Below are 25273 nucleotides of genomic sequence, written 5' to 3'. Positions count from 1 at the left end.
GGAGGTTATAACAATGAGCGGAATTATAGCGACGTATTTAATCCATGATGATTCACATAACTTAGAAAAAAAAGCTGAGCAAATTGCACTCGGTTTAACAATTGGCTCTTGGACTCATTTGCCACACTTATTGCAAGAACAATTAAAGCAGCATAAAGGCAACGTCATTCATGTTGAGGAATTAGCTGAACATGAACATACCAATTCGTATTTACGTAAAAAAGTAAAACGCGGAATTATTAAAATCGAATATCCGCTATTAAACTTCAGTCCAGATTTACCAGCGATTTTAACGACTACATTTGGAAAGCTATCACTTGATGGCGAAGTAAAATTAATTGACTTAACTTTTTCAGACGAGTTAAAAAAACATTTTCCTGGTCCAAAATTCGGGATAGATGGTATTCGAAATCTTTTACAAGTGCATGATCGTCCCCTTTTAATGAGTATTTTTAAAGGAATGATTGGACGAAACATTGGGTATTTAAAAACGCAATTACGCGATCAAGCAATTGGTGGTGTAGATATAGTAAAAGATGATGAAATATTATTTGAAAATGCATTAACACCACTTACGAAACGCATTGTATCTGGAAAAGAAGTTTTACAATCCGTATATGAAACATACGGACATAAAACGTTATATGCCGTAAATTTAACAGGACGAACTTTTGATTTAAAAGAAAATGCTAAACGTGCAGTGCAAGCTGGAGCTGATATTCTATTATTTAACGTATTTGCTTACGGACTAGATGTACTACAATCACTTGCAGAAGATGATGAAATCCCAGTTCCTATTATGGCACATCCTGCTGTAAGTGGTGCTTATTCAGCATCCAAGTTATATGGAGTTTCATCTCCATTATTACTTGGAAAGCTACTACGTTATGCTGGGGCTGACTTTTCATTATTCCCATCTCCATACGGAAGTGTTGCGCTAGAAAAAGAGGAGGCTCTTGCTATCTCAAAATATTTAACTGAAGACGATGCATCTTTCAAGAAGAGCTTTTCTGTTCCGTCTGCTGGTATTCATCCTGGTTTCGTTCCCTTTATTGTACGAGATTTCGGTAAAGATGTTGTTATTAATGCTGGCGGCGGGATACACGGACATCCAAATGGAGCGCAAGGCGGCGGTAAAGCTTTCCGTACTGCAATTGATGCTACTTTGCAAAATAAACCACTCCATGAAGTAGACGACATAAATTTGCATAGTGCACTACAAATATGGGGAAATCCCTCTTATGAGGTGAAATTATGAGTATTCAAGTATTTTGTGATTTCGATGGCACGATTACAAATAATGATAACATTATGTCCATTATGGAAAAATTCGCACCACCAGAAGCCGAAGAAGTAAAGAATAAAATTTTATCACAAGAACTATCCATTCAAGAAGGTGTTTCTCAATTATTTCAATTAATACCTACTAATCTGCACGATGATATTATTCAATTTTTAATAGAAACTGCTGAAATCCGTAGTGGTTTTCATGAGTTTATACAATTCGTAAAGGAAAATAACATTTCTTTTTACGTGATATCAGGTGGAATGGATTTCTTCGTCTATCCACTCTTACAAGGAATCATTCCAAAAGAGCAAATTTATTGTAATGAAACAGACTTTTCAGCAGAGTTTATTACAGTTAAATGGCCCCATTCTTGTGATGATCATTGTCAAAATCATTGCGGATTATGTAAATCATCATTAATCCGTAAATTAAGTGATACAGATGACTTTCATATTGTAATTGGAGATTCTATTACTGATTTACAAGCCGCGAAACAAGCTGATAAAGTATTCGCTCGCGATTTTCTTATTACAAAGTGTGAAGAAAATCATATTGCTTATACACCGTTTGAAACATTTCAAGATGTGCAAGCTGAATTAAAACTTTTGTTGGAGGTGAAGGCATGAAACAACTTTTTCGTCAATGGTATGACTTAAGCGAGATAAAAAAAGAGTTAACAACACGAAATTGGTTCCCAGCAACAAGTGGTAATATTTCTATAAAGGTTAGTCATGAACCACTTACTTTTCTTATTACGGCAAGCGGTAAAGATAAAACAAAAACCACTCCAGATGATTTTCTATTAGTAGATCATGTAGGAGTTCCCGTTTTAGAGACTGAATTACGCCCTTCAGCAGAAACAATATTGCATACACTCATTTATAACAATACGAATGCCGGTTGCGTACTTCATGTTCATACAACCGATAATAATGTCATCACAAATTTATATAGTGATGCAGTCACCCTTCAAAATCAAGAAATTATTAAAGCTCTCGATATTTGGGAAGAAGGTGCAACCATTCACATTCCTATTATCGAAAACCATGCCCATATCCCAACACTTGGAGAAAACTTCCGAAAGCATATACAAGGAGATTCGGGTGCAGTATTAATCCGTAACCACGGTATTACCGTATGGGGCCGAGATAGCTTTGATGCAAAGAAGAGATTAGAAGCTTATGAGTTTTTATTCCAATTTCATATAAAACTATTATCAATTCAAGGAGGCGTTTCTAATGGCGCAAATTCGTATTCATGAAGTAAATACTCGTATTGAAAATGAAGTGGAAGTATCTAAATTTCTACAAGAGGAAGGCGTTTTATATGAGAAATGGAATATTTCTAAACTTCCTACTCATTTAAATGAAAATTATTCGTTAACAGATGAAAACAAAGCTGAAATATTAGCTATTTTTTCAAAAGAAATCGCTGATGTTTCAGCACGTCGAGGTTATAAAGCACATGATGTAATCTCACTTTCAAGTAGCACACCTAACCTTGACGAATTATTAATTAATTTCCAAAAGGAACACCATCATACAGATGACGAAGTTCGCTTTATCGTCAGTGGTCACGGCATTTTCGCTATTGAAGGTAAAGATGGGAAATTCTTTGATGTTGAGCTTGAGCCAGGCGATTTAATATCTGTTCCTGAAAATGCAAGACATTATTTTACCTTGCAAGATGATCGCCAAGTTGTAGCTATTCGTATTTTTGTGACAACTGAAGGCTGGGTTCCAATCTATTAAGGTAGTTAGTTGAATAAAAGGACTTGGACCCCCTTTTCCAAACTTTTATTCACTCTACATATATACATCCTCCTATGGAACAGGCTTATTTCATTTTGAAATAAGTCTGATTTTTTATTTACTTGAAAGTACCATTTCATCACAAATTTACACCTTAATTTTTCAAGTGCATTTTTCGAACATTTTTTGAACATTTATTGAATTTTTTCTGAAAATTCTGTTTTATATGTGATATACTACAATTAACTTAGAAGGAAAATAATATCGCAAACAGAGGGGGATAATCATGAGCTTACTTATCGCACTTATACTTGGAGTTACATGTGGAGCATTTCCTGTTATTTTAGGAGCTATTATGGAAGAGTTAGAAATTGGTGTTTTAGGATTTGTCGCATCTTGTGTAAGCGCTTTATTATTTGGTTTATTCGGCGCTATTCCTGTTTCAATTCTGTGTGCTTTTTATATAATACGCCATGCTCGTACAAAACAATTTGGTCCTAATCACATCGCACAAATTATCCCGTTCCCGGTTGAACGATGCCGACGCGCTTCTAACTTATAATTATAAAAATTAAAGATGACTAAATAAATAAAAGTCCTCAAATGAGGACTTTTATTTATTTTCTTCTAGAAATTGAAACAATTCTTGTAGATGTAGGGCATCTTCACCATAGCTAACAGATACATGAAATATACCATCAATCTCAGCTTGCATATAAAGATCCACTCCATCACGATCATATTTCAATGCCAAATAAAACTCCATTTCTTCTAACATCTTTTTTGAGGTTCGAATTACATAATGTCCCTTCTCATCTCTTCCATATTCAAATTCTGGTTCAAAATCATATTTTTGTTTAAAAGCTTCTTTTTGTTTTTCATTAATTTGCATACAAGTAGCTCGCTGTACAGTATCAATCATCTCATCAAACTTTTGAAGGTCCACCTCGTTTACCCCCTTATATATTTTTTATATAGTACTTGTGTTCCACTATTTTCTTCGCCATCCTTAATTAACTCTTCATACAATTCTTTCGCCAAACTTAAGCCTGGGACTGGTAATTGTAATTTTTCTGCTTCCTCTAAAGCAATTTTCATATCTTTCATAAAATGCTTTACATAAAATCCTGGCTCAAAGTCTCCTTTTAACATTCGAGGAGCTAAATTACTTAATGACCAGCTACCTGCTGCCCCTGTTGAAATACTCTCTAACACTTTATCTGGATTCAGTCCAGCCTTCTTCGCGTAAGCAACAGCTTCACATACTCCAATCATATTGGAAGCAATCGCAATTTGATTGCACATTTTTGTATGTTGTCCACTCCCAGCTGGTCCTTGTAATTGAATGTTTGTTCCTAACTTTTCAAGTAAAGGTAAGCATCTATCATATATTTCTTTCTCCCCACCTACCATAATTGCGAGTTTTGCTTCTTTCGCACCAACATCTCCTCCTGAGACAGGTGCATCTAACGTATATATATTTTTGCTTTTTGCAACTTCATTAATCCGTTTTGCTAAAGTAGGTGTAGATGTCGTAAAGTCAATTGCTATCGTACCTTCTTTTGCATGTTCTATAATTCCTTCTATACCAAAATACACTTCTTCTACATCATGTGGATATCCAACCATTGTCATTACAATATCAACTTGCTTTACTAACTCTTTTGGCGTATTACACCAATTTGCACCATCTTGCACTAAAGAATCTGTTTTTGCTTTCGTTCTATTATATACATATACTTTATGACCATCTTGCATTAAGTGATAAACCATACTTTTTCCCATTACGCCAATACCAATGAAACCTATTGATAAAGTTTTATGTTCCATTTTCTCATCCCCTTTGTTCTAATAAATCATTTACCATCTTTCGGAACTCTTTATTAAAGTCATCATCCATACTATTTTTCACATTTGAAAATAAAATAACAAAAGTTCCTTTTTCTTTATTAAAATTATTGAAAGTGTTCCAACCAGATAATACACCATGATTATGAAAATAATCTGGATATATATAAAAACTAAATGCATATTTCCGTTCTGCTGAAGGTGAAAACATTGCTTGTATACTTTGTTCAGAAAGAAGTTTTCCATTTATAATTGCTTCGTCTAATTTCTTCATATCTCCAACTGTCGTATACATCTCACCACAACCATATAGCCAATCCATGCCTAACTTCTGCGCTGGTACAAGCTCTTGATCTTTTTTCACATAACCCTTTGTAAAATTTTTATCTCCAGGTACCATATTTCCCATACCGGATTCATGCATATCTACTTTTACAAATATGTTTTCTTTTATGTAATCTCCTAAAGGTTTTTTCGATATATGTTCTATTATATAAGCAAGCACCATATAATTATAATCTGTATATCTCCAACCTGTTCCTGCAGGAAATTCTAAATTTTGACGTCCAATCCAATTAATTAATTGTAAGCGGGAAGCCGCATTAATATTGTCTTTTGCGTGTTCAGGTAAACCAGAGGTATGCGTTAATAAATGATATAGCGTAATATTTTTATTCTCCGGAAATGAAGGAATATATTTATTTACATTATCTTGAATATTCAATTTCCCTTGTTCTTGCAGCTGTAAAATAGATGTGGCAACGACTGTTTTCGTAATAGAACCGATACGATATTTTGTTTGAGGCGTATTTTCTATTTTATTTTGAACATCAGCATACCCATATCCTTTATTCAATATAACATGCTCTTTATCTGTTACCAAAACTGTTCCATTGAATTGCTTTCCGACTAAATATTGATCTAATTTTTGAGATATGCTAGCATAATCAATTTGTTGCTCTTCTTTTTCTTCTATATTCCCTTGTACTTCCGATTCAATAGTAGGATTCACTTTAGTTGTTAATACAGTGTTTTCCTTTATATTGGGGCTAACAAGAAAATAGTATACTCCGCCGCCAACTATAGCAGACAGTGAAGCCACCACCATTACTTTTTTTATCATATTGATCCTCCATAATTCCTTCGCTAAAAATTGTCCCCCTATTCTATTATCAAACAATAAAAAAAAATCGCAACAATTTGTTGCGAAAAATCACATTTTTTCTTTTCTATACACACATACTTGATTCTTTCCATTTTTTTTCGCTTCATATAATGCAATATCCGCTCGTTGCATTAATTCTTCTCTTGTAGTTCCTTGTTCATATAACGCAACCCCAAAGCTAGCTGTTAACTTCGAAATTCCAGTGAATTGCTTTGTTTCAATGAAGAATCGTAATGATTCCGCAACTTGAAATGCTTCCTTTTCTACTGTATTTGTCACTAATATAATGAATTCTTCCCCTCCCCATCTTGCAAATACATGTTGCTGCTCCACTTTAGATTTCATAAGCTCTGCAAGTTGTATTAATGCCAAATCGCCAAAATCATGACCATATGTGTCATTAACTGTTTTAAAATTATCTATATCAAATAAAATAATTGCTATTTTCTCATCATTACGTATTACCTTTTCCCATTCTACCTCTAGTATTTGTTGAAACTTTAAACGATTATAAATCTCTGTCAATGAATCTATCATAGCAAGTCTTTCTTGTTCTTGATAGATTTCATCTAATTCTGTAATTTCCGTGCACTTTACAATAAATCTTGATAAATCTTCTGGCAATGGTGTCGCACGTAATAGAAAAGTAGATACTGCCCCTTCATAATTTGACATCTTAATTCTTCTACCGCTTGATAAAGTATCGTCTAGCCATGTTATATCATGCGTCGTCGAGTAGTATCCATTTTCTCTAATAAAATGTTCAGCAAATACTAAATGTTGCTCGCGATAGGCAAACAAATTTTCATATCCGAAAAACGTTAAAAAATTTGTATTACAATCAACAATTTCATCATCTTCTACTATAAATAATAAATCATTTTGAAAATCAAACATCGTTTGAAGCAGTTCCTGTTGTAAACTAACTTGCCTTACTAAAGAAAGTTGATACAAACTCTTATTCACTTCTTCTAACACTGCTTGCGGAGTTACAGGGGCTATTACAATATTACGTATTCCTAATGCAAGTACATCTGTAAATTCCTTTGTTATTTGTTGATCCCAAATGACAATGAATGTACTTTGCGAGGTATACATATTCTTTATATATTTTATTTGAGAATAATCTGTTACATACATAATTATAATGTGCGGTTTCGTTCTTTGAAATAATAGTTCGCCCTCTTCAAAACTATTTGCTATAAACATACATTTTGGATGAATATTTTCTATCGTTTGTTGATGTTTACATCCATTTTCTATATAAAGGACATTTAACTGCAGATCTTGTAACACATTTTGGAAAACCGTATTCTCTAATAAAAAATGTAGTATGTTCATCACTAGTCTTCACTCACTTCATATATCTTGTTCTACTGAATTCCTCACAAACATTTTTAAAAGACTGTTCTCCAATAAACTTTAATTTGTGAGAAATACATATTAACAAGCTAATTGAGAATGTTATCTTCCCTTTTCACTCTATAAATTCCTTTTTTAGTGTATGATTATAGGAATTATATCGTTTGTATGAATGCCCTAGCTTATTTCTTAAAACTTGACAATTAAAATAAAGATATTATATTCTTAAATTCGATAACTTACAAAATGTAAGTAATATACATTGCGTTTTCCCGATAATTTTATATACAATTTGGAGGATATATTATGACAAACGACAACTTTTTTAACGTTCTATATGAACGCACATCTACACGTGCATTCAACCCAAATAAAGAAATCTCATCTACAGAATTACATGAGATTTTAAAAGCAGCAGCACAAGCACCTTCCGCTTGGAACTTACAACACTGGAAATTCCTTGTTTTTCAAGGTGAAGATGTACAAAAACGATTACACCCAATAGCTTATAACCAACAACAAATTCTTGATGCTTCTGCAGTAGTCGCTATTTTAGGTGATTTAGAAGCTTATAAAAATGTTGAGCCAGTATATGGTCCAATTGTAGAACAAGGATTTATGAAAGAAGAAGCAAAAGAACGCTTAGCTAAAAATATTGAATCTGCATATGCTCGTGAACAATTCCCAAGAGATGCTGCCTTTTCAAATGCATCTTTAGCAGCAATGCAACTTATGCTTGCAGCTAAAGCAACTGGTTGGGATACTTGTGCTATTGGTGGCTTCAATCCACAAGCACTGACAGACGAATTTAACGTTTCATCTCGTTACGTTCCAATTATGCTTATTACAATTGGTGAATCAACTTTAAAAGGCCACCCTGCACCTCGCATGAGCGTAGAGCAAGTAAGCGAGTGGGCAAAATAATAAAAAACGAAGGCAACTACATTGCCTTCGTTTTTTTATTCCCTGTCATACTTTTGTAATATTACTACAAATCATTCGACATTTATACTTATGGAAAAGTATATTCTATTCCCTTCTCATAAATAAACGTGACGTTTCATGTCGAATTTTGTTAAGGCGTTGAAATATACCCGTGTATTTTTGTTACAATTGTGATACAATGATAACAAATAGATAACAAGAGAGGGATTTTCATTGAGTTCATACGGAAGCTTTATCGCACTTTTATGTTACATAGTAACTGTACTGCTTCTATATTTTATTGGTGATGCCGCAAACATCTCCATTTTACAATTTCCAAAAGAAGAAGCATTCCAATTAGAATCAGAAAAACATACTGCACGATCCATTGTACCACTACTCCTAGCTCTTCCTGTATATATCATCGTTTTATATAAAAGTAAAAAAGTGTAAAGGCTACCCATTTCATTTATTTCGGTGGTTTTTACATTTTTTTGTTATATTCCCCCTATTTTAAACATCATTCCATACTAAACACCCAGCTAGTCATTTAAAATGAGAAAATCCCCTAGAAAAAATTCCACTCTCTGTCCAGTCACTAACTACCGAACTTACATAGATTATAAGTGTGAAGGGGGTGATGAGGATTATGTTTGGATCATTTGGATGCTGTGATAACTTTAGAGAATGTCATCATCATGAAAGAGAGCGCGACCATCGCGAGAAAGAGAGAGAGAGAGAGGTTAGACCACAACAACCAGCTGTATGTAACGTACTTGCTAGCATTTCAGTTGGAACAGAACTTTCTCTTTTAAGCATTAGAGGTAATGGTACTTTCAACAATGTAATTTTTGAAGGTTTCGCTAACGGTGTTGCTCTTTTCTCTGCTTTAGCTCGTAATGACAAAGACAACAAAGATAACAATAAAGACGATAAGAACAATCAAAATCGAAATACTTTTACTGGTATTTTACGTGTATGCCCAACTGATATCGTTGCAATCGCTATCTAATTCTGTCTCTTATCCTCGATAGTAAGCAAATAAGATTTACTTTTCTCATAGAAAAAACCTGAGACCGATTTCAAATCGACTCAGGTTTTTTTATTAATTATATGCTTTTAACTAGTTCAACAACTTCTTCAGCAGTTGACATCATTAATGCTTTTTCTGCTAATGTTTCCATTTCTGCTTTTGACAACTTGCTTAGCTGTGTTCTTGCAGGAAGAATAGATGTTGCACTCATACTGAACTCATCTAAACCTAATCCTAATAATAATGGGATAGCAAGTGAATCGCCCGCCATCTCACCACACATACCAGCCCATTTGCCTTCTTTATGAGCAGCATCGATAACCATTTTTACAAGACGTAAAATAGATGGGTTATATGGTTGGTATAAGTATGATACTTGTTCGTTCATACGGTCTGCAGCCATTGTGTATTGGATTAAATCATTTGTTCCGATAGAGAAGAAGTCAACTTCTTTCGCGAATTGATCTGCTAATACTGCTGAAGCTGGGATTTCAACCATCATACCAACTTCAATAGAATCAGAAACAGTTGTACCCGCTTCTACAAGTTTCGCTTTCTCTTCTAATAAAATCGCTTTCGCTTGACGGAACTCATCAAGAGTTGCAATCATTGGGAACATAATTTTTAAGTTACCGTATACGCTAGCACGAAGTAATGCACGAAGTTGTGTACGGAACACATCTTGCTCATCAAGACATAAGCGAATTGCACGGTATCCTAAGAATGGGTTCATTTCTTTTGGTAAATGTAAGTATGGAAGCTCTTTATCTCCACCGATGTCAAGTGTACGAACAACGACTGGTTGCCCTTCTTTTACACCTTCAAGAACTGCTTTATACGCTTCGAACTGCTCTTCTTCTGTTGGAAGATTGTCACGGCCCATGTATAAGAATTCTGTACGGTATAAGCCAACGCCTTCTCCGCCATTATCGATAATACCTTGTACATCATTTGGTGTTCCGATATTTGCAACAAGCTCAACGTGATGTCCGTCACTTGTTACAGTAGCTTGGTCTTTTAATTTAGCCCATTCAGCTTTTTGCTCTTCAAATTTCGCTTTCTTTTCTTCAAACGAACGAAGAGTTTCTTCTGATGGGTTTACAATTACTTCTCCATCTAAACCGTCAATGATAACGATATCGCCGTTTTGGATTTTCTCCATAACAACTTTCGTACCAACAACAGCTGGAATTTCCATAGAACGAGCCATAATTGCAGAGTGAGATGTACGTCCACCGATATCAGTAGTGAAACCTTTTGCATACTTACGGTTTAACTGAGCTGTATCAGATGGTGTTAAATCTTCAGCAATGATGATTACCTCTTCAGAAATTGTACCAGGATTTGAGAAGTTAATTCCTAGTAAATGTGCAAGAACGCGTTTTGTTACGTCACGAATGTCCGCAGCACGTTCTTTCATATATTCGTTATCCATGTTTTCAAACATAGAAATAAACATTGATGCAACTTCATCCATTGCAAATTCAGCATTTACTTTTTCGCTATTTACTTTATCTTTTACTGGGTTTACTAGTTCTGGATCATTTAACACTAATAAATGTGCTTCAAAGATCGCAGCTTTGTCAGCACCTAGCTCAGCAAATGCGTGGTCCTTAATAGCTTCTAATTCAGTTTTTGCTTTCTCAAGCGCAGCGTCTAAGCGTGCAATTTCTGCAGCTTCGTTTGTAATTGATTTTTTTTCGATGTTAAATTCAGGATTTTCAAGTCTGAAAGCCTTTGCAATAGCAATCCCACTTGATGCAGCGATCCCTTGAATGTTAAGAGTCATTATTCTCCTAATCCTTCGTTTTTCATAGTTTCTTCGATAGCTGCTAGTGCTTGAGCTGCATCATCACCATTTGCAGTGATTTTAATTTCTGCGTTTTGTTGAATGCCTAAAGACATAACGCCCATGATTGATTTTAAGTTAACGTTCTTTCCGTTATACTCTAAGTTAATGTCAGAACCGAATTTGCTTGCAGTGTTTACAAGTAGAGTTGCTGGACGAGCATGAATTCCTGAGTCGCTAGTTACTTTAAAGATTTTTTCCATGATAATTTATCTCCTTTAAATTACAGTATTTTTTAGTTGTATAGACGTGAGTACTACATCATCTATTGTATATAATAGGCGATGTTCGGTCAACCACATCGCCTATTATAATTATAAACATTTTGCGTCAAATTCCTACTGAATGTCAATAATAGCGGTTTCGCCCTTCTTAACATTTCCATCTTTTTTCAATTCGACTTGTTGCCCTTGTTGTAAGTTTGTAAAGACAATTGGTGTAATGATAGATGGTGCATTTTCTTTTACAAATGCAAGATCTACTTTTAATAATGGTTGGCCTTGTTTCACCTTGTCGCCTTGTGCTACAAGCGCTTCAAAACCTTCACCATTTAATTTTACAGTATCAATACCGAAGTGAATTAAAATTTCTTTTCCGCCTTCTGATTGAATACCAATCGCATGTTTTGTAGGGAATACATTGACAATCTCACCGTTCACTGGAGAAACTACTGTTCCTTCAGTTGGCTCAATTGCAAATCCGTCTCCCATCATTTTTCCTGAGAATACTTGGTCAGGTACTTCTGTAATTGGTAAGATTTTCCCTTCGATTGGTGATACAATTGTTTCATTTTCATCAACTTTTTGAGGAGTTTCTTCCACTTTTACAGGTTCTTCTTTTTCAACATGAGGTGTACGACCTGACATAATATCATGAATTTGTGATTTTAATGTGTCAGATTTCGGTCCGAAAATAGCTTGAATGTTATTTCCAACTTCAAGTACACCAGCTGCTCCAAGTTCTTTTAAGCGGTCTTTGTTTACATTCTTTTGTTCGTTAACTTGAACACGTAAACGAGTAATACAAGCATCTAAAGAAGCAATGTTTTCTTTACCACCAAGTGCTACTAATACTTCACGAGGGAGTTCGCCTGCTTCTGCTTTTCCTGCGCCGTCATTTGCATTTGCCACTTCACGACCAGGTGTTTTTAGATTCCATTTACGAATTGCAAAGCGGAATCCGAAGTAGTAAATAACTGCTAGTACAAGACCAACAATAATTACCCACCACCATGCTGTACGGCCTGGTAGTACACCGAATAATAGGAAGTCAATTAAACCACCAGAGAATGTCATACCAATTTTAACACCTAAAATTTGCATTGTCATAAATGATAGACCAGCAAATACAGCGTGAATTCCGAATAATACTGGCGCTACGAATAAGAATGAAAATTCAAGTGGCTCTGTAATACCTGTTAAGAAAGATGTTAATGCTGCAGAACCTAAAATACCTGCTGCTAATTTTTTATTTTCTGGACGTGCTTCATGGTACATTGCTAAAGCTGCTGCTGGAAGACCGAACATCATGAACGGATACTTACCAGTTGTAAATGTCCCTGCTGTTAATTCTACACCGTCTTTTAACTGTGCCATAAAGATTTTTTGGTCACCACGGATTAATTCGCCAGCTGCATTTGTATACTGACCGAATTCGAACCAGAACGGTGAATAGAAAATGTGATGTAATCCAAATGGAATTAATGAACGTTCAATTAAACCGAATATAAATGCTGCAATTGTTCTATTTGCATCAATCATTTGATGTGAGAACGTGTTTAAGCCACCTTGAATGTATGGCCAAACGAAGCACATGATAATACCTACTATTAAAGAGAATGTTGCAGTTGCAATCGGTACGAAACGCTTACCTGCAAAGAAACCTAAGTATGATGGTAATTCAATATTGAAGTATTTATTATAGCAATATGCCGCTACTATACCGACGATAATACCACCAAATACCCCTGTTTGTAGCGTTGGAATACCTAATACGTTTGCATACGCTGGATCTGCAAATCCAATTTTTACTGGGTCTGCTCCAGAACTTGTTACTTTCACTAGCTTATCTACTTCTAAGAACACACTCATCGTTTTGTTCATAATTAAGTAGCCGACGAATGCTGCTAAACCAGCTACTCCGTCTCCACCAGCTAAACCAATTGCTACCCCAACTGCGAATAATAATGCAAGGTTAGCGAAAATAATATCACCAGATTGTTCCATAATTTTTGCAACCATTACGAACCAATCTGCTTTTAAAGCAGGAATAACATTTGTTAACTGTGGATTTTGAAATGCATTACCAAATCCAAGTAAAATACCTGCCGCCGGTAAAATCGCTACTGGAAGCATTAACGCTTTTCCGACTTTTTGAAGAACACCAAAGATCTTCTTAAACATGGAAACCCTTCCTCTCTTATCTATATTGATACCTTCCGACAAACGCCAAAAAGACATGAGGAAAAAAAGATAGAACGATAGCTATACAAAGGGTAGTATATCCCTTTCTCTAGCTTACATTCCTTACTTTTCTCCACTCATGCCTGATCGAATCAGTAACACGTGTCAAAAATAGGTTTACGTATAAGTTCACTATAATTAAGGCAAACGTTTTCGTTACTCACCTTAATGTGTTTGTCGAAATTTGTATAACTTTGCAATAGTTATTATACATAACTATTGTAAGCGATTCAATCATTTTTTTTAACGTTTTCATTTTAGACAAAAATATATGGCTTTTTACACATGCTCTGCCTTTACTAAGCGTTGCAAGTGCATCGTTAAATAAATACTTTCAGCTTCATATACAGGTAGTTGCAACTCTTTTTGCATGACCTTAACTAGCTTCCAAGCCAAGTTATAGCAAGCTGGATACTCCGCCTTTAATAAATCAGCAAAACTTTGCGATTCCTCTACTTTTTCTCCTTTTTTCACCCTCTCAATAGCATATTGAAGATGACGAATAAGACGTAAATAATGAATGCTCTCTTGATCTAATGTAATTTGTAAGTTTGTCTCAATTAAAGATACAAGTTGTGCAATGAGACGGGAGTTTTGATTAACTGAAGATAAATCAGAATTTGTAAGCGAACTGTAAATGTGAAGTGCAATAAAACCAATTTCTCCTTCTGGCAATGTAATTTGCAAACGAGAATTTAAAAGTTCTACAACACCTTCCGCAATTTCATATTCCTTTGGATAGAGCATTTTTGTTTCAACTAAAAAAGGGTTATCAATTGTAAGTCCTTGTTTTAACCTTTTAATCGCAAATGAAATATGATCTGTTAACGCAATATGAATATGTTCATTTAGTGGCGATTTCGCTTTCCCTTGAATGTACAGCATAATATCGTTCATCAATTCAATTAATTTTTCACTAATATGCGGCACTAATAATTTGTATTGTTCACGATCACGTTCATTTTTTAAGACAAACATCTTTTCGATTTGTTCTTGCTCCAATACATCTTTCGCTTTTTTCCCAAATCCAATTCCTTTACCAATCACTACTACTTCCTCGTGTTCCGGATGGCTAGCAATGATGACATTATTATTTAAAACTTTTTTAATTTCTAGATAATTACTCATATAACACCACCCTCGTACTTAAATAGCCTACTTTTATGTTACAGAATATTCTTCTTTGTCGTCAATGTAAAACATCTGCCATTTAATAAAAATTCATTTTTTAGACATGTTTATATATGATGCGTATAATGTAAGAGCAACTGTACATAGAAAGGAGATAACAGCATGATTAAAATGTTTGTAAGTGATATCGATGGTACAATGATGCAACACGGAGGTCTTATTGACGAACAAGATGTTGCGGCACTGCGCAGCCTTGCCGAGCAAAATGTTATTCTTTGCTTCGCTTCCGGAAGACTTGATAATGAAATTGCAGACTTAATGAAAGCTGTAAATACAAATTTTCATCGCATTAGTGTAAATGGTGTTTTTGTATATACACATGAAAATAAACAACTATTATCTGCAACTTTTGATTCCAGCATACTTCCCGATTTGTTAGCTATGACGAATGAAGATCCTTATTTCCGTTATGTAAGTGATGAGCATAATTATTACATTGAAGAGAAAACACCTTTCATTCAAGAACTTGAACAACAAGTAACTATGACTTCTGTTGAAGAACCAAACTTACTACAGAAGATTGATGATACAATTTTCCCAAATAAAATTTCTGTCGGTGGAACAAAGGAGAGCTTACAACTCCTTCAGAAAAAAATTGATGAAAAATTCCACGGGAAAGTTAGTACTTTCATCTCAGCAGAACAATGTTTAGATGTAATGCCACCGAATGTTAGTAAAGGCTCTGCCATTTCTGTTTTATTAAATGAGTTTCAAATAAAACCTGAGGAAATTGCTTGTATAGGGGATTCTTATAATGACATTCCTATGTTTTCTTTAACTCCTCACAGTTTTGCTATGTCGCAAGCAGATGATGCAGTAAAAAAACACGCTCACTATGTAGTAAATCACGTCAAAGATGCTGTTAACCACGTAATTGCTCATAATAAAAATACGACTCATTCCTTATAAGGATGAGTCGTATTTTTATTTCTTTACATGTTAACCATTTTCAATTCCACTGTACTTCACAAACTGAAATATACTATTTGTTACGTGCGATATTCGTAATAAATTTATAACGATCTCCACGATAAATACATTTCACGTACTCTAGCGGTATCTCACCTTCTGAATATGACCATTGACGCATTACAAGTACAGGCGCCTTTTTAGGAATATGCAGATGTTCAGCTTCATTTTCCGTTGCAACGGAAGCTTCAATTGACTGAGTAGCGCTAACAAGTTTAAAGCCCAGTTTTTTCTCTAAATGTTCATATAAAGATTGTTGCAATATCTCTTCGTTAATATCTTTTACAAGAGCTGGCGACAAATATGTCGTCTCAAAAGCAATCGGTTCATCATCAGCTAAGCGAATACGCCTCACTTCATAAACCGATTCCCCCTCCTGTATTCTCAACCGGTCTGCTATTTTAGCAGTAGCTGGAACTAGGCGGAAACTAAGTAATTGACTACTTGGGTTCATCCCACGAGAAATCATGTCTTCTGTGAATCCCGTCATTCCTTGCAATTTTTGTTCCACTTTCGGAAGTTGGACAAATGTTCCAATTCCACGCTTCCGATATAAATAGCCTTGTTCCACTAAATTATTAATCGCCTGTCTGATTGTCATTCGACTCACTTCGAACTTATCACAAAGTTCATTCTCAGATGGGATTTTATCTCCCGGCTTCCATTCGCCGTCCTCAATTAGCTGTTTCACCCACTCTTGAATCTGATAATAGATCGGAAATGGTGAATACTTGTCGATGTTCATCAGCAATCGCCTCACTGCATAAAGATAGAGCTTCTTGATCAGCGATTACGGTTACATTCGGATGACGTTGTAAAACTGTAGCCGGACACTCTTCACTATATTCACCTTGCAATAATTCTTTAACAGCTTCTGCCTTTTTAGAACCCATAGCAACAAGTAGAACTTGTTTCGCTTTCATAATGCTTCCAATTCCCATTGTAATCGCATGAGTTGGCACATCTTCTTCTTTTTCGAAGAATCGAAGGTTTGCTTGGCGTGTAGATTCTGTTAATTCAACAATGTTTGTTGGAGAATTAAACGGTGTTCCTGGCTCATTAAATCCGATGTGACCGTTTTCACCGATTCCAAGAATCTGTAGGTCAACTGGGTTAGCAGCTAGAATGCTCTCGTAACGTTTGCACTCTTCCTCTAAATCACTTGCCATCCCGTTTGGTACATAAGTTTGTTTAAATGGAAGATGATCAAACAACTGTTCTTGCATGAAATAGTGATAGCTGTTTTTATCTTCATGTGGTAAATTTACGTACTCATCTAAGTTTACAGTGGTTACACGGCTTGTATCAAGTTTATTTTTTCGCATTTCTGCATAAATACCTAATGGAGAGCTTCCTGTAGCCATTCCTAATGTTGGATTTTCTTTTGTTTTTACAACTTCTTCAATTAATTTATAACCTGCTTCTGCTAATTCTTCTGGAGTTTTTACAACAAGAATATTCATTTAATTACTTCCCTTCCTTCATATGAATTCCTAAACGAACCGTATCATATACATGTAAATCTTCATTCATCACAACAAAGTCTGCATCTTTACCTACCGCTAATGCACCTTTATTATTTAATCCAAACTCTTCTGCTTGGTTAACTGATGTCATAAGTACTGCATCTTCGATTGAACAACCTGTAAATTCAATTACATTTCGGAAAGCTTGATCCATTTTTAGAATACTACCAGCTAACGTTCCATCTTCTAATCGAGCACTACCATCTTTTACATGTACTGGCTGTCCGCCAAGCTCATATAATCCATCTTCAAGACCTTTTGCACGCATTGCGTCAGTAATAACACTTACTTTTTTCGGTCCTTTTAACTTATATGCTAATTTCACCATGTCAGGGTGAATATGAATACCATCTGTAATTACTTCAACCATTACATCTGGATTTAATAACACATGACCCACAACTCCTGGTTCACGGTGATGTAATCCACGCATTTGATTGTATAAATGTGTCGCATGTGTAATCTTTCTATTTTTTAGTTGCGCATCAATTGCATCTGTATGTCCCATTGTGCCAACTACACCAGTTTCAGCAAGATATTGTTCAAACTCTAATGCTCCCTCTTCTTCTGGTGCATATGTTACTAATTTAATTAAGTTCCCACTTTCTTCTTGCCATTGTTTAAATTGCTCAATATTTGCAGGAACGATATGTTCAAGTGGCTGTGCACCTGCACGTTTCTTTGAAACATAAGGTCCTTCTAAATGAATATATTCGAAATGCGCTCCTTTTTCTTTTGCTTCTTTCGCAGCAGTTAACGCTGCTTCAATTGCCTCTGGAGCTTGTGTCATTGTTGTTGGGAAGTAAGTTGTAACCCCTTCTTTTAACATTTCTTTACCTAGAGTTACTAACCCATCGCTATTTGCATCCATCGCATCAATATCGTATCCACCATGAATATGAACATCGATCATACCTGGAATTATAATCTTCCCTGTAGCATCAAAAACAGTTTCATTTTCTTGTGGTACATATTGAGCCATCAAACCAATTTCTTTAATGGTTTCTGCGTAACGAATAAATCCGTTTTCCACTATTTCTTGACCTGTGTAAATTTTGGCATTGATGACAATTTGCGTTTTCATTTTCATCGATCCTTTCCCATGAATTACCTACTTGTTATTATTACCTTATTCGCCTAGTTCCATCTTAATATACGCACGAGTAGTTGTCTATACATTCTAATGAAATTTCCTTTTTATTCAACAGAAAAGGAAATTTCTTACGTCTCTTATAATTATAATATATATTATTCATTTTTCCAAAAAGGGACAGTATCGCCCCCTAATATAGAAATCACTTCAACAATGGCATTAATCCGCTAGATTCTAACATAATATGTTCACCATCTGTTTCCATTTCTACTGTACGTTTATTCGTTCTATATACCATTATACCGTGCCTTTTTAAGCGTTTCACTACACTTTGGTGAGGATGTCCATACGGATTATTACTCCCGTACGATAGAATAGCAAACTGCGGTTCCACTTTTTTTATAAACGTTTCACTTGTTGAAGTATATGAGCCATGATGCCCCACTTTTAACACATCTGCATGGACATCAAATTGTTTTAATATTTCATGTTCTGTCCGTACATCCGCGTCACCCATTAATAAAAAATCCGCTTTTCCATATCGCACCTTTAAAACAATTGAGGATTCATTATTTTCATCTTTTGATTTCCCGTTGTTTAATACTTGTATAGAAACATGTGGATCCAGCGGTATATATTGTCCTTCCTTTACTGAAACGAAAGGTATCCCTCTTTTTTTTATATTATTCCGATACGTACGATAAGTAAGAGAACTATATGTTTTTCCGCTATCTAGTATAAGCGATACCGGCATTTGCTCTACAATTGGAATTAACCCCCCTATATGATCCATATCAGGATGCGTACTGACAATTACATCTAAATGATTAATCCCTTTCTCAATTAATTTCTGAATAATAACCTCTCCTGCTTCATAAGGTCCTCCATCAATTAACATTGTTTGTCCATTTGGCATTATAATAAGTGTTGCGTCACCTTGCCCCACTTTTAAAAAGCTCACTTTCATTTTACTAAGATGTTGCCGATGCATATGTAAAGGAGACGTAGTATGAATGGACATCATATACCTTTTAGCTGATGCGCTATTTAAAGAAAAACATAATAAAACAGAAACTAATAATAAAATAATCCGCATACCTCTCATAACTCGTCTCCTTTTTTCATTTAGTATGGCACTGTAAATAATTGATATACAAAAAAAGCTTAGCAAAATGCTAAGCTTTTATTTCGATATCTCTTGTAAGGAACCGAAGAATAAATCTGCTTCATTCATTTGTTCATTCTCTTCAGAAAGCGGTGGTAAATCATCTAATGTTTTCAATCCAAATGTGTCTAAAAATTCTTTTGTTGTTCCGTATAAAATAGGACGCCCTGGTCCTTCTGCTCTTCCCATTTCTTTTATAAGTAAATGTGAAACCAACGTTTGTAACGCCTTATCAGTTTTAACTCCTCTAATCTCTTCCATTTCAGTCCTTGTGATTGGTTGGCGATATGCAACAATCGCTAACGTTTCGAGGGCAGCTTGTGAGAGTGAAGCAGCTGTTGGTGTATCTATTAATTTTTGATAATATGAAGCATGTTCTTTCTTTGTAGCAAAACGATATACTTTTGCATACTGTACAATTTGCAAACCACGGTTTGCACCTTCACATTCTTGTTGCATTTCTTCTAAAATATTAATTGCTTCATTCATTTCAATTTCAAGAACTTTCGCTATTTGTTCTGGATAAATCCCTTCATCACCAGAAACAAATAAAAGGCCTTCAATAATTGACTTTTGTTCTTTCCTATCCATTTCACGAGCTCCTTCCTTCTATTTTCTCATAAAAATACACATCAAAAAACCGAATCACAATTAATTGCGTTCGGTTCAATATTTTTTCTCTTGTTCCAAACGATACATTAAAACATAGCATGAGATAAAATGTTGCTATCCCATTTTCACATACTTGCTCTATGCAGATTTATTAGAGCTTGATACGAAAATTTCATCAAAATTATGTTCTTGCTCAATTATGATTTGTTGGTTTTTCATAAGTTCCAGAACTGCTAAAAATGTTACAACCATTATTTCACGTTCATCATCAACAAACAAATCATAAAAACTTTGGCGACCACCCTTTATTTTTAACTGTTTTAAAATATCAGTCATTCGCTGTTCAATTGGTATTTCTTGACGAGTAATACGTGTTGTTACAGGTTTTTTTGCCTTTTTACGGCGCATTAATTTTTGAAATGCTGCTAGCATATCATATAACGTAACATCAAGAGGTAAGCTTGTCTCCTCTTCTTGTTGCAACGATGTAAAGTCAATTGGTGGACGTGTATATAGCTGTGCTCTTTCTTGTTCTCTTTCTTTTAACTCAGTAGCAACTTGCTTATATTTCTTATATTCAATTAACCTCTCCATCAATTCTTGACGAGGATCATCTATAAAATCATCACCGTTATCAAGTACATCTTCTTCATGTTTCGGCAACAACATCTTACTTTTAATTTGTAATAACGTTGCAGCCATTACTAAATACTCACTTGCAACATCTAATTGAAGTTCTTTCATCGTATGCACATAAGATAAATATTGCTCTGTAATATCTGCTACAGGAATATTATATATATCAATTTCATAACGATGTATTAAATGTAACAATAGATCTAACGGCCCTTCAAAAGCCTCTACTTTAAAATTATATTGCACAAAGCATCCCACCACATTTTTTCTATAACAACATAAGTATAGAGCATACTCATGTTCTATCCAACCTTTTTAAGAAATTTAATTAAAAATAGACCGATGCCTATGTCATCATGCCCACCACTTCATATGATAACAGTGTAGTAAGAACAATGTAGGAGGTCAAAAAACTATGGGTCACGTTGATTGTGGTTTTAGCGGTGGGTTCGCATTACTTGTTGTACTGTTTATTTTACTAATTATTGTAGGAGCAGCTTGCTTCTGCTAATATGAACAATAACGGCTAGGGGGAAACCTCCTAGTCGTTTATTGTTCATATTTCTATGATACACTTATATGTATAACCGTTAGATAGGAGCGAGAAAACATGTATCCTACCGAATACATACAATTTTTAATTCATTTCCATGGAGATTATGACTATTTTGAATGCCACGAAATACTAGAAGAGTATTGGAAGACAAAACCAAGAGGTAATCGTGATCATTACTTAGTTGGTCTCATTCAAATTGCAGTTTCTTTATACCACCAAAGACGTGCTAATTGGAATGGTTCTACAAAAATGATGAAAAGCGCAATTACAATTTTAGAAAAAAGCGGTGTGCCTTTACAACGTTTAGGAATTAATCAAGTACAACTTCTTTCCTTGCTCAATGAAAGGTTGCAATCTATCCATAAAAAAGAACGTTTTGTACCTTTATTTTTACCCTTATCAGATTCATCGTTAGAGAAGCAGTGCATAGAGTTATGTCAAAAACAAAACCTCTCTTGGAAAGACTTGAATGCTATCCCAGGTGAATATATTATAAACAAGCACACTTTGCGTGATCGCACAGAGGTCATTACTGAACGAAACGAACAATTACAAAAAAGAAAGCAGAGATAATAAACTACTTATCTCTGCTTTCACGAATGTATATTTTGTTCTAGCCCTTTACATTTTTCGCAAAAACTTGCTGTTTGCTCATTTCCGCAAATTGTAAACTCAAGAAATTTACTCTTTAACTCTTGAACCATCTTCGTCCCAATCCCCACATGACGGTGAGACGGGTTCACACTCAAATGCTGAATTTCTAATACTTGATTCTCTTTTTTTACAATCCCCATTATTCCAACAAAATCTTCATTTTCTTTCCACAAATACAATTGCCAATCATCTTTTGCTTCATATTCTTTCATTGTCAATTGTAATGTTTTCACATCTTTTTCAGTTGGCATAAACGAAAGAAGCCCCATTGCAATTTTTTCATAACTTTTTTTAAAACGAATTAACATAACCCTTATCCCTTCTTACAAAAGTTACAAACTAGTAATCCCCTCAATCACTCTTTTCATATCACATTCATTTTACAATATTTTCAACAGAGTGAGAAGAGTCTAAAACAACTTGATAATCATACAAAGCGAAAAGAAGAAAGTCAAATCTATGTTTCAGCACTATTCCTTTAATAAATAGAGTTAAAAAAAGAAAATTTTATATGGAATGGAAAGAAACATATCATTCAACAGCACTTCATTTATAGTTACTCTAAAGCAGCACAATTCTAGCAAAATTAATATAACAAAAAATATTTATTGAAACATATAATGTAATGTATTCTATGTAATTGGTTAAAGGTTTGTTCTCACAAACAATATATTTTAGCAACAATACTACTTGTATGATGAGCTGTAGAAGTAGTACTCAATCTCATTAAAAATAAAAAAGAGAGCAAAAGCTCTCTTTTTCCTTACCTTATTCTTCCCAAACTTTAACTTCTTTCATTACATCGCCTTGACGCATTTTTAATACTGTTTCAATACCGCTTGTTGCTTTACCGAATACAGTATGAACACCATCTAAATGCGGCTGTGGCTCATGAACGATAAAGAATTGGCTACCGCCTGTGTTACGGCCAGCGTGAGCCATAGAAAGTGATCCTACAAGGTGTCTATGAGGGTTTCCATCAGTTTCACATGGAATAGAGTAACCTGGGCCACCTGCACCTGTACCTGTTGGGTCTCCACCTTGGCTTACGAAGCCAGGAATAACACGGTGGAATGTAACACCGTCATAAAATCCTTGCTCTGCTAATTTTTTAAAGTTTTCTACTGTTTTCGGTGCTTCTTCTGGGAAAAATTCCAAGTCGATTTTTTCACCGTTTTCCATTAATATGTATCCTAAAGTTTTCATACGTATATGTCTCCTTTCAACTATCTCAGCACTATATTACCACATTCATGACTAGAAACAAAAAGAATCCGACAATCTAGATACTTCTTTTTTGAAATGTGGAAAAAGCTAGGTGACAAATAAGAAATATATACTATAATAACTTTGTTGCCCGAAAATTTTAGAAAGAGAAAGGGAGCGATTTTTCGTGAAAACGAAATTATTAGCTCTGCTATTAGCTGTAACGGTATTTATGATGCCAACAGCTTCATTTGCAGACATCATTGAGGGAGAATCAATTGTTACATTAGGAGAGAACTTATCCGAACAACAAAAACAAGATCTGTTAAAAGAAATGAAAGCACCAAAAGATGCTACAATTATCACTGTATCTAATGCGGAAGAACATAAATTTCTAGAAGGCATTGTTCCAAAAGCACAAATTGGTACGAGAGCAATTTCTTCTTCTATGATTACATACACAAAACCAGGATCTGGTCTTATTGTACGATCAAAGAACATTAACTGGGTAACAGATGCAATGTACACTAACGCTTTGATTACAGCAGGTGTAAAAGATGCAGAAATTCAAATTACTGCACCTTTTAAAGTTTCAGGAACTGCAGCTTTAACTGGATTAATGAAAGCATACGAAACTGCGTCCAATAAACAAATTCCTGAAGAAGTTAAAAAAGTAGCGAATGAAGAAATGGTACAAACAGCCCAGCTTGGTGATAAAATTGGTGAAGAAAAAGCAGTTCAACTTGTTGCAAAAATTAAAGAAGAAATTGCAAAAGAACAGCCAAAAACAACAGAAGATTTACGTTCATTAATTAAAAAAATTGCTGATCAACTCGGCATTACATTGACAGATGAACAGTTAGATAACTTAGTATCGTTATTTGATAAAATGAAAAATCTTAATATCGATTGGAATCAAGTTGGTAGTCAATTAAACAAAGCAAAAGAACACGTTTCTGCCTTCTTAGGTTCTGAAGAAGGACAAAGTTTTCTAGATAAAGTGAAAGATTTCTTCTCAAGTATCATTGATTTTGTTAAATCTTTATTCAAGTAAAAAAGAAGCCCGCCAGTGACGGGCTTCTTTTTTATACAAGTAATGGTAATTTCATAACAGCCTCTTCAACCGAACGCACTATATGATTTGCTTTCTCCTTTACATATGGATGGGCATGATGAAGAGTAAATGAATGCGGGGTTACTTCAAACATAGAAATATCATTGAAAGAATCTCCAATACAAGCAACTTCATTTGCTTCAATTTGCAAATGGTCCATTAGTCGCTTTAGAGCACTCCCCTTACTCACGCCTCTTGGCATAATATCAACATAGCGGTTACCTGATATAAAAACTTCCGCTTCGCCTTGAAACGTATCTCGTAGCTCTTGATCTAACGTCACAATTTTCTCTTCTTCTCCAAAAACAAACAATTTTGCAGGGTGTACAGTCTTACCAAACTCTTCTTCTAACGCTTCAATTTCAGCGATATGCACGCCCATATACGCTTCAAAATTATGGTGATGTTCATTCTTCCTTTTTGTATATCGCTGCTCATTTGCACAAACAATATCCGCTAGTCCTTTTTTATGTATATATCGATATATTTCCTGGGCAACCACATTTTCAAAACTCGATTCATGAAATAAATTTCCATCCGGAAGCAACATTGTCGCTCCATTTAAGCCAGTTGTATAATATGGGAATGAAAACCTTTTTACAACTTCATCAATTCTGTGTGTAAAGCGGCCAGAGGCAAAACAAATATTTGTCCCTTTCTCAGCTAACCAACACAGCGCACGTTCATCTTCTTTTTGCATATGATTCACATCGTAAACGAGCGTGTCATCTAAATCACTTACAAATAATTTAATCATGTCCTCTTCCCCTTCCATACACAATATCTACTCTAAGTGTACACAAAAAATGTTTGATTTTTGTTAAAAAATAATAAATTTTTGCTAAAAAAAATAAACGGGTGTATAATCC

At 34.8% G+C, this 25273-nt stretch carries 29 protein-coding genes; 12 read left to right on the top strand and 17 right to left on the bottom strand.

What is annotated here, in order from left to right; all coding sequences use genetic code 11:
• Nucleotides 1-13 precede the first annotated feature (13 nt).
• From mtnW to ACTFRM_RS17370, 5 genes are all read left to right on the top strand, one after another.
• The gene (gene mtnW / locus ACTFRM_RS17390) at nucleotides 14-1258 is read left to right on the top strand and encodes a 2,3-diketo-5-methylthiopentyl-1-phosphate enolase (protein ID WP_000014181.1); all 1245 of its coding nucleotides are present in this window, start codon (nucleotides 14-16) and stop codon (nucleotides 1256-1258) included.
• Complete coding sequence (locus tag ACTFRM_RS17385) at nucleotides 1255-1914, top strand: 2-hydroxy-3-keto-5-methylthiopentenyl-1-phosphate phosphatase (protein ID WP_000027461.1); 660 nt, start codon at nucleotides 1255-1257, stop codon at nucleotides 1912-1914. Before mtnW ends, ACTFRM_RS17385 begins: the two co-directional genes overlap by 4 nt.
• On the top strand, nucleotides 1911-2549 hold the full coding sequence (locus ACTFRM_RS17380) for a methylthioribulose 1-phosphate dehydratase (protein WP_440043471.1): 639 nt from the start codon (nucleotides 1911-1913) through the stop codon (nucleotides 2547-2549). Before ACTFRM_RS17385 ends, ACTFRM_RS17380 begins: the two co-directional genes overlap by 4 nt.
• Nucleotides 2527-3039: a 1,2-dihydroxy-3-keto-5-methylthiopentene dioxygenase gene (locus ACTFRM_RS17375; protein WP_000057314.1), complete on the top strand. Its 513-nt coding sequence runs from the start codon at nucleotides 2527-2529 to the stop codon at nucleotides 3037-3039. Before ACTFRM_RS17380 ends, ACTFRM_RS17375 begins: the two co-directional genes overlap by 23 nt.
• A 286-nt stretch (nucleotides 3040-3325) precedes the next feature.
• Entirely contained in the window at nucleotides 3326-3601 is a 276-nt protein-coding gene (locus tag ACTFRM_RS17370; RefSeq protein ID WP_000054659.1) for a hypothetical protein, read from the top strand.
• Nucleotides 3602-3652: 51 nt separating this feature from the next.
• On the opposite strand, the gene ACTFRM_RS17365 is transcribed toward ACTFRM_RS17370, so the two are convergent.
• The 4 genes from ACTFRM_RS17365 to ACTFRM_RS17350 form a co-directional block, all read right to left on the bottom strand.
• Entirely contained in the window at nucleotides 3653-3985 is a 333-nt protein-coding gene (locus ACTFRM_RS17365) for a DUF3909 family protein (protein WP_000365619.1), read from the bottom strand.
• 5 nt (nucleotides 3986-3990) lie between these two features.
• The gene (locus ACTFRM_RS17360) at nucleotides 3991-4869 is read right to left on the bottom strand and encodes an NAD(P)-dependent oxidoreductase (protein ID WP_000400431.1); all 879 of its coding nucleotides are present in this window, start codon (nucleotides 4867-4869) and stop codon (nucleotides 3991-3993) included.
• Between the two features lie 4 nt (nucleotides 4870-4873).
• Nucleotides 4874-6010, bottom strand: coding sequence for a serine hydrolase (locus ACTFRM_RS17355; protein ID WP_173600343.1), 1137 nt, complete (start codon nucleotides 6008-6010; stop codon nucleotides 4874-4876).
• A gap of 90 nt (nucleotides 6011-6100) precedes the next feature.
• Nucleotides 6101-7393: a GGDEF domain-containing protein gene (locus tag ACTFRM_RS17350; protein WP_001023185.1), complete on the bottom strand. Its 1293-nt coding sequence runs from the start codon at nucleotides 7391-7393 to the stop codon at nucleotides 6101-6103.
• 327 nt (nucleotides 7394-7720) lie between these two features.
• Here ACTFRM_RS17350 and ACTFRM_RS17345 point away from each other — a divergent pair, with 327 nt between their 5' ends.
• The 3 genes from ACTFRM_RS17345 (at nucleotide 7721) to ACTFRM_RS17335 (ending at nucleotide 9350) form a co-directional block, all read left to right on the top strand.
• A complete protein-coding gene (locus ACTFRM_RS17345; RefSeq protein ID WP_000180387.1) occupies nucleotides 7721-8338 on the top strand; it encodes a nitroreductase family protein in 618 nt (205 codons plus the stop codon).
• Between the two features lie 234 nt (nucleotides 8339-8572).
• The gene (locus ACTFRM_RS17340) at nucleotides 8573-8791 is read left to right on the top strand and encodes a hypothetical protein (RefSeq protein WP_000100485.1); all 219 of its coding nucleotides are present in this window, start codon (nucleotides 8573-8575) and stop codon (nucleotides 8789-8791) included.
• 196 nt (nucleotides 8792-8987) lie between these two features.
• A complete protein-coding gene (locus tag ACTFRM_RS17335) occupies nucleotides 8988-9350 on the top strand; it encodes a DUF3915 domain-containing protein (RefSeq protein WP_000468041.1) in 363 nt (120 codons plus the stop codon).
• Between the two features lie 97 nt (nucleotides 9351-9447).
• Here ACTFRM_RS17335 and ptsP read toward each other — a convergent pair whose 3' ends face one another.
• The 4 genes from ptsP to glcT all read right to left on the bottom strand — a co-directional run bounded on the left by ptsP (nucleotide 9448) and on the right by glcT (nucleotide 14810).
• Entirely contained in the window at nucleotides 9448-11160 is a 1713-nt protein-coding gene (gene ptsP / locus ACTFRM_RS17330) for a phosphoenolpyruvate--protein phosphotransferase (RefSeq protein ID WP_000174207.1), read from the bottom strand.
• A complete protein-coding gene (ptsH, locus tag ACTFRM_RS17325; RefSeq protein WP_000411080.1) occupies nucleotides 11160-11423 on the bottom strand; it encodes a phosphocarrier protein HPr in 264 nt (87 codons plus the stop codon). The genes ptsP and ptsH overlap by 1 nt, the downstream gene beginning before the upstream one ends.
• Nucleotides 11424-11558: 135 nt before the next feature.
• A complete protein-coding gene (gene ptsG, locus ACTFRM_RS17320; protein WP_000473178.1) occupies nucleotides 11559-13622 on the bottom strand; it encodes a PTS glucose transporter subunit IIABC in 2064 nt (687 codons plus the stop codon).
• Nucleotides 13623-13961: 339 nt separating this feature from the next.
• Nucleotides 13962-14810 (bottom strand): glucose PTS transporter transcription antiterminator GlcT, encoded by an 849-nt coding sequence (gene glcT, locus ACTFRM_RS17315; protein WP_000073860.1) that lies wholly within the window; start codon nucleotides 14808-14810, stop codon nucleotides 13962-13964.
• A gap of 165 nt (nucleotides 14811-14975) precedes the next feature.
• Between glcT and ACTFRM_RS17310 the strand changes: the two genes are divergently transcribed.
• Nucleotides 14976-15782: a Cof-type HAD-IIB family hydrolase gene (locus ACTFRM_RS17310; RefSeq protein ID WP_000594243.1), complete on the top strand. Its 807-nt coding sequence runs from the start codon at nucleotides 14976-14978 to the stop codon at nucleotides 15780-15782.
• A 73-nt stretch (nucleotides 15783-15855) separates the two neighbouring features.
• On the opposite strand, the gene ACTFRM_RS17305 is transcribed toward ACTFRM_RS17310, so the two are convergent.
• The 6 genes from ACTFRM_RS17305 to scpA all read right to left on the bottom strand — a co-directional run bounded on the left by ACTFRM_RS17305 (nucleotide 15856) and on the right by scpA (nucleotide 21120).
• A complete protein-coding gene (locus tag ACTFRM_RS17305; protein WP_014894892.1) occupies nucleotides 15856-16587 on the bottom strand; it encodes a GntR family transcriptional regulator in 732 nt (243 codons plus the stop codon).
• The gene (gene nagB, locus ACTFRM_RS17300) at nucleotides 16517-17305 is read right to left on the bottom strand and encodes a glucosamine-6-phosphate deaminase (protein WP_001024210.1); all 789 of its coding nucleotides are present in this window, start codon (nucleotides 17303-17305) and stop codon (nucleotides 16517-16519) included. Before nagB ends, ACTFRM_RS17305 begins: the two co-directional genes overlap by 71 nt.
• Before the next feature lie 4 nt (nucleotides 17306-17309).
• Entirely contained in the window at nucleotides 17310-18452 is a 1143-nt protein-coding gene (gene nagA, locus ACTFRM_RS17295) for an N-acetylglucosamine-6-phosphate deacetylase (protein ID WP_173600442.1), read from the bottom strand.
• A gap of 211 nt (nucleotides 18453-18663) precedes the next feature.
• Nucleotides 18664-19566, bottom strand: coding sequence for a ComEC/Rec2 family competence protein (locus ACTFRM_RS17290; RefSeq protein ID WP_173600342.1), 903 nt, complete (start codon nucleotides 19564-19566; stop codon nucleotides 18664-18666).
• Nucleotides 19567-19644: 78 nt separating this feature from the next.
• Nucleotides 19645-20217 carry a segregation/condensation protein ScpB gene (gene scpB / locus ACTFRM_RS17285; protein ID WP_000375168.1) on the bottom strand — a complete coding sequence of 191 codons (573 nt, stop codon included), beginning with the start codon at nucleotides 20215-20217 and terminating at the stop codon, nucleotides 19645-19647.
• Between the two features lie 159 nt (nucleotides 20218-20376).
• Complete coding sequence (gene scpA, locus ACTFRM_RS17280; RefSeq protein WP_001199753.1) at nucleotides 20377-21120, bottom strand: segregation/condensation protein A; 744 nt, start codon at nucleotides 21118-21120, stop codon at nucleotides 20377-20379.
• Nucleotides 21121-21289: 169 nt separating this feature from the next.
• On the opposite strand from scpA, the gene ACTFRM_RS17275 reads away from it, so the two are divergent.
• Nucleotides 21290-21385 carry a YjcZ family sporulation protein gene (locus ACTFRM_RS17275; protein WP_000510194.1) on the top strand — a complete coding sequence of 32 codons (96 nt, stop codon included), beginning with the start codon at nucleotides 21290-21292 and terminating at the stop codon, nucleotides 21383-21385.
• Nucleotides 21386-21484: 99 nt separating this feature from the next.
• Nucleotides 21485-22003 (top strand): DUF309 domain-containing protein, encoded by a 519-nt coding sequence (locus ACTFRM_RS17270; RefSeq protein ID WP_000283597.1) that lies wholly within the window; start codon nucleotides 21485-21487, stop codon nucleotides 22001-22003.
• A gap of 20 nt (nucleotides 22004-22023) precedes the next feature.
• Here ACTFRM_RS17270 and ribT read toward each other — a convergent pair whose 3' ends face one another.
• Nucleotides 22024-22392, bottom strand: coding sequence for a GNAT family N-acetyltransferase RibT (ribT, locus tag ACTFRM_RS17265; protein ID WP_000908401.1), 369 nt, complete (start codon nucleotides 22390-22392; stop codon nucleotides 22024-22026).
• Between the two features lie 460 nt (nucleotides 22393-22852).
• A complete protein-coding gene (locus ACTFRM_RS17260; protein ID WP_000853782.1) occupies nucleotides 22853-23290 on the bottom strand; it encodes a peptidylprolyl isomerase in 438 nt (145 codons plus the stop codon).
• 187 nt (nucleotides 23291-23477) lie between these two features.
• On the opposite strand from ACTFRM_RS17260, the gene ACTFRM_RS17255 reads away from it, so the two are divergent.
• Nucleotides 23478-24344, top strand: a complete 867-nt coding sequence (locus ACTFRM_RS17255; protein WP_000850515.1) for a DUF1002 domain-containing protein — start codon at nucleotides 23478-23480, stop codon at nucleotides 24342-24344.
• A gap of 31 nt (nucleotides 24345-24375) precedes the next feature.
• Here the strand turns inward: ACTFRM_RS17255 and ACTFRM_RS17250 are convergent, their stop codons facing one another.
• Nucleotides 24376-25179: a Cof-type HAD-IIB family hydrolase gene (locus ACTFRM_RS17250; RefSeq protein ID WP_322372408.1), complete on the bottom strand. Its 804-nt coding sequence runs from the start codon at nucleotides 25177-25179 to the stop codon at nucleotides 24376-24378.
• Nucleotides 25180-25273: the final 94 nt, after the last annotated feature.

This window comes from Bacillus cereus group sp. MYBK227-1 (assembly GCF_051916325.1).
Lineage (GTDB): Bacteria > Bacillota > Bacilli > Bacillales > Bacillaceae_G > Bacillus_A > Bacillus_A cereus.
The sequence above is the reverse complement of the archived record's forward strand: the minus strand, read 5'-3'. Positions and strand labels throughout refer to the sequence as shown.

Excerpts from the sequence above, each read along its gene's own strand:
- mtnW (WP_000014181.1), top strand. The coding sequence starts at position 14 with ATGAGCGGAATTATAGCGACGTATTTAATCCATGATGATTCACATAAC.
- ACTFRM_RS17375 (WP_000057314.1), top strand. The coding sequence starts at position 2,527 with ATGGCGCAAATTCGTATTCATGAAGTAAATACTCGTATTGAAAATGAA.
- ACTFRM_RS17380 (WP_440043471.1), top strand. The coding sequence starts at position 1,911 with ATGAAACAACTTTTTCGTCAATGGTATGACTTAAGCGAGATAAAAAAA.
- scpB (WP_000375168.1), bottom strand. The coding sequence starts at position 20,217 with ATGGATAGGAAAGAACAAAAGTCAATTATTGAAGGCCTTTTATTTGTT.
- ACTFRM_RS17260 (WP_000853782.1), bottom strand. The coding sequence starts at position 23,290 with ATGAAAACTTTAGGATACATATTAATGGAAAACGGTGAAAAAATCGAC.
- ACTFRM_RS17335 (WP_000468041.1), top strand. The coding sequence starts at position 8,988 with ATGTTTGGATCATTTGGATGCTGTGATAACTTTAGAGAATGTCATCAT.
- nagA (WP_173600442.1), bottom strand. The coding sequence starts at position 18,452 with ATGAAAACGCAAATTGTCATCAATGCCAAAATTTACACAGGTCAAGAA.
- ACTFRM_RS17360 (WP_000400431.1), bottom strand. The coding sequence starts at position 4,869 with ATGGAACATAAAACTTTATCAATAGGTTTCATTGGTATTGGCGTAATG.
- ACTFRM_RS17290 (WP_173600342.1), bottom strand. The coding sequence starts at position 19,566 with ATGAGAGGTATGCGGATTATTTTATTATTAGTTTCTGTTTTATTATGT.
- ACTFRM_RS17355 (WP_173600343.1), bottom strand. The coding sequence starts at position 6,010 with ATGATAAAAAAAGTAATGGTGGTGGCTTCACTGTCTGCTATAGTTGGC.
- ACTFRM_RS17350 (WP_001023185.1), bottom strand. The coding sequence starts at position 7,393 with ATGAACATACTACATTTTTTATTAGAGAATACGGTTTTCCAAAATGTG.
- ACTFRM_RS17250 (WP_322372408.1), bottom strand. The coding sequence starts at position 25,179 with ATGGAAGGGGAAGAGGACATGATTAAATTATTTGTAAGTGATTTAGAT.
- ACTFRM_RS17345 (WP_000180387.1), top strand. The coding sequence starts at position 7,721 with ATGACAAACGACAACTTTTTTAACGTTCTATATGAACGCACATCTACA.
- ptsP (WP_000174207.1), bottom strand. The coding sequence starts at position 11,160 with ATGACTCTTAACATTCAAGGGATCGCTGCATCAAGTGGGATTGCTATT.
- ribT (WP_000908401.1), bottom strand. The coding sequence starts at position 22,392 with ATGTTAATTCGTTTTAAAAAAAGTTATGAAAAAATTGCAATGGGGCTT.
- ACTFRM_RS17270 (WP_000283597.1), top strand. The coding sequence starts at position 21,485 with ATGTATCCTACCGAATACATACAATTTTTAATTCATTTCCATGGAGAT.
- ACTFRM_RS17310 (WP_000594243.1), top strand. The coding sequence starts at position 14,976 with ATGATTAAAATGTTTGTAAGTGATATCGATGGTACAATGATGCAACAC.
- ACTFRM_RS17275 (WP_000510194.1), top strand. The coding sequence starts at position 21,290 with ATGGGTCACGTTGATTGTGGTTTTAGCGGTGGGTTCGCATTACTTGTT.
- ACTFRM_RS17370 (WP_000054659.1), top strand. The coding sequence starts at position 3,326 with ATGAGCTTACTTATCGCACTTATACTTGGAGTTACATGTGGAGCATTT.
- ptsG (WP_000473178.1), bottom strand. The coding sequence starts at position 13,622 with ATGTTTAAGAAGATCTTTGGTGTTCTTCAAAAAGTCGGAAAAGCGTTA.
- glcT (WP_000073860.1), bottom strand. The coding sequence starts at position 14,810 with ATGAGTAATTATCTAGAAATTAAAAAAGTTTTAAATAATAATGTCATC.
- nagB (WP_001024210.1), bottom strand. The coding sequence starts at position 17,305 with ATGAATATTCTTGTTGTAAAAACTCCAGAAGAATTAGCAGAAGCAGGT.
- ACTFRM_RS17305 (WP_014894892.1), bottom strand. The coding sequence starts at position 16,587 with ATGAACATCGACAAGTATTCACCATTTCCGATCTATTATCAGATTCAA.
- ACTFRM_RS17385 (WP_000027461.1), top strand. The coding sequence starts at position 1,255 with ATGAGTATTCAAGTATTTTGTGATTTCGATGGCACGATTACAAATAAT.
- ptsH (WP_000411080.1), bottom strand. The coding sequence starts at position 11,423 with ATGGAAAAAATCTTTAAAGTAACTAGCGACTCAGGAATTCATGCTCGT.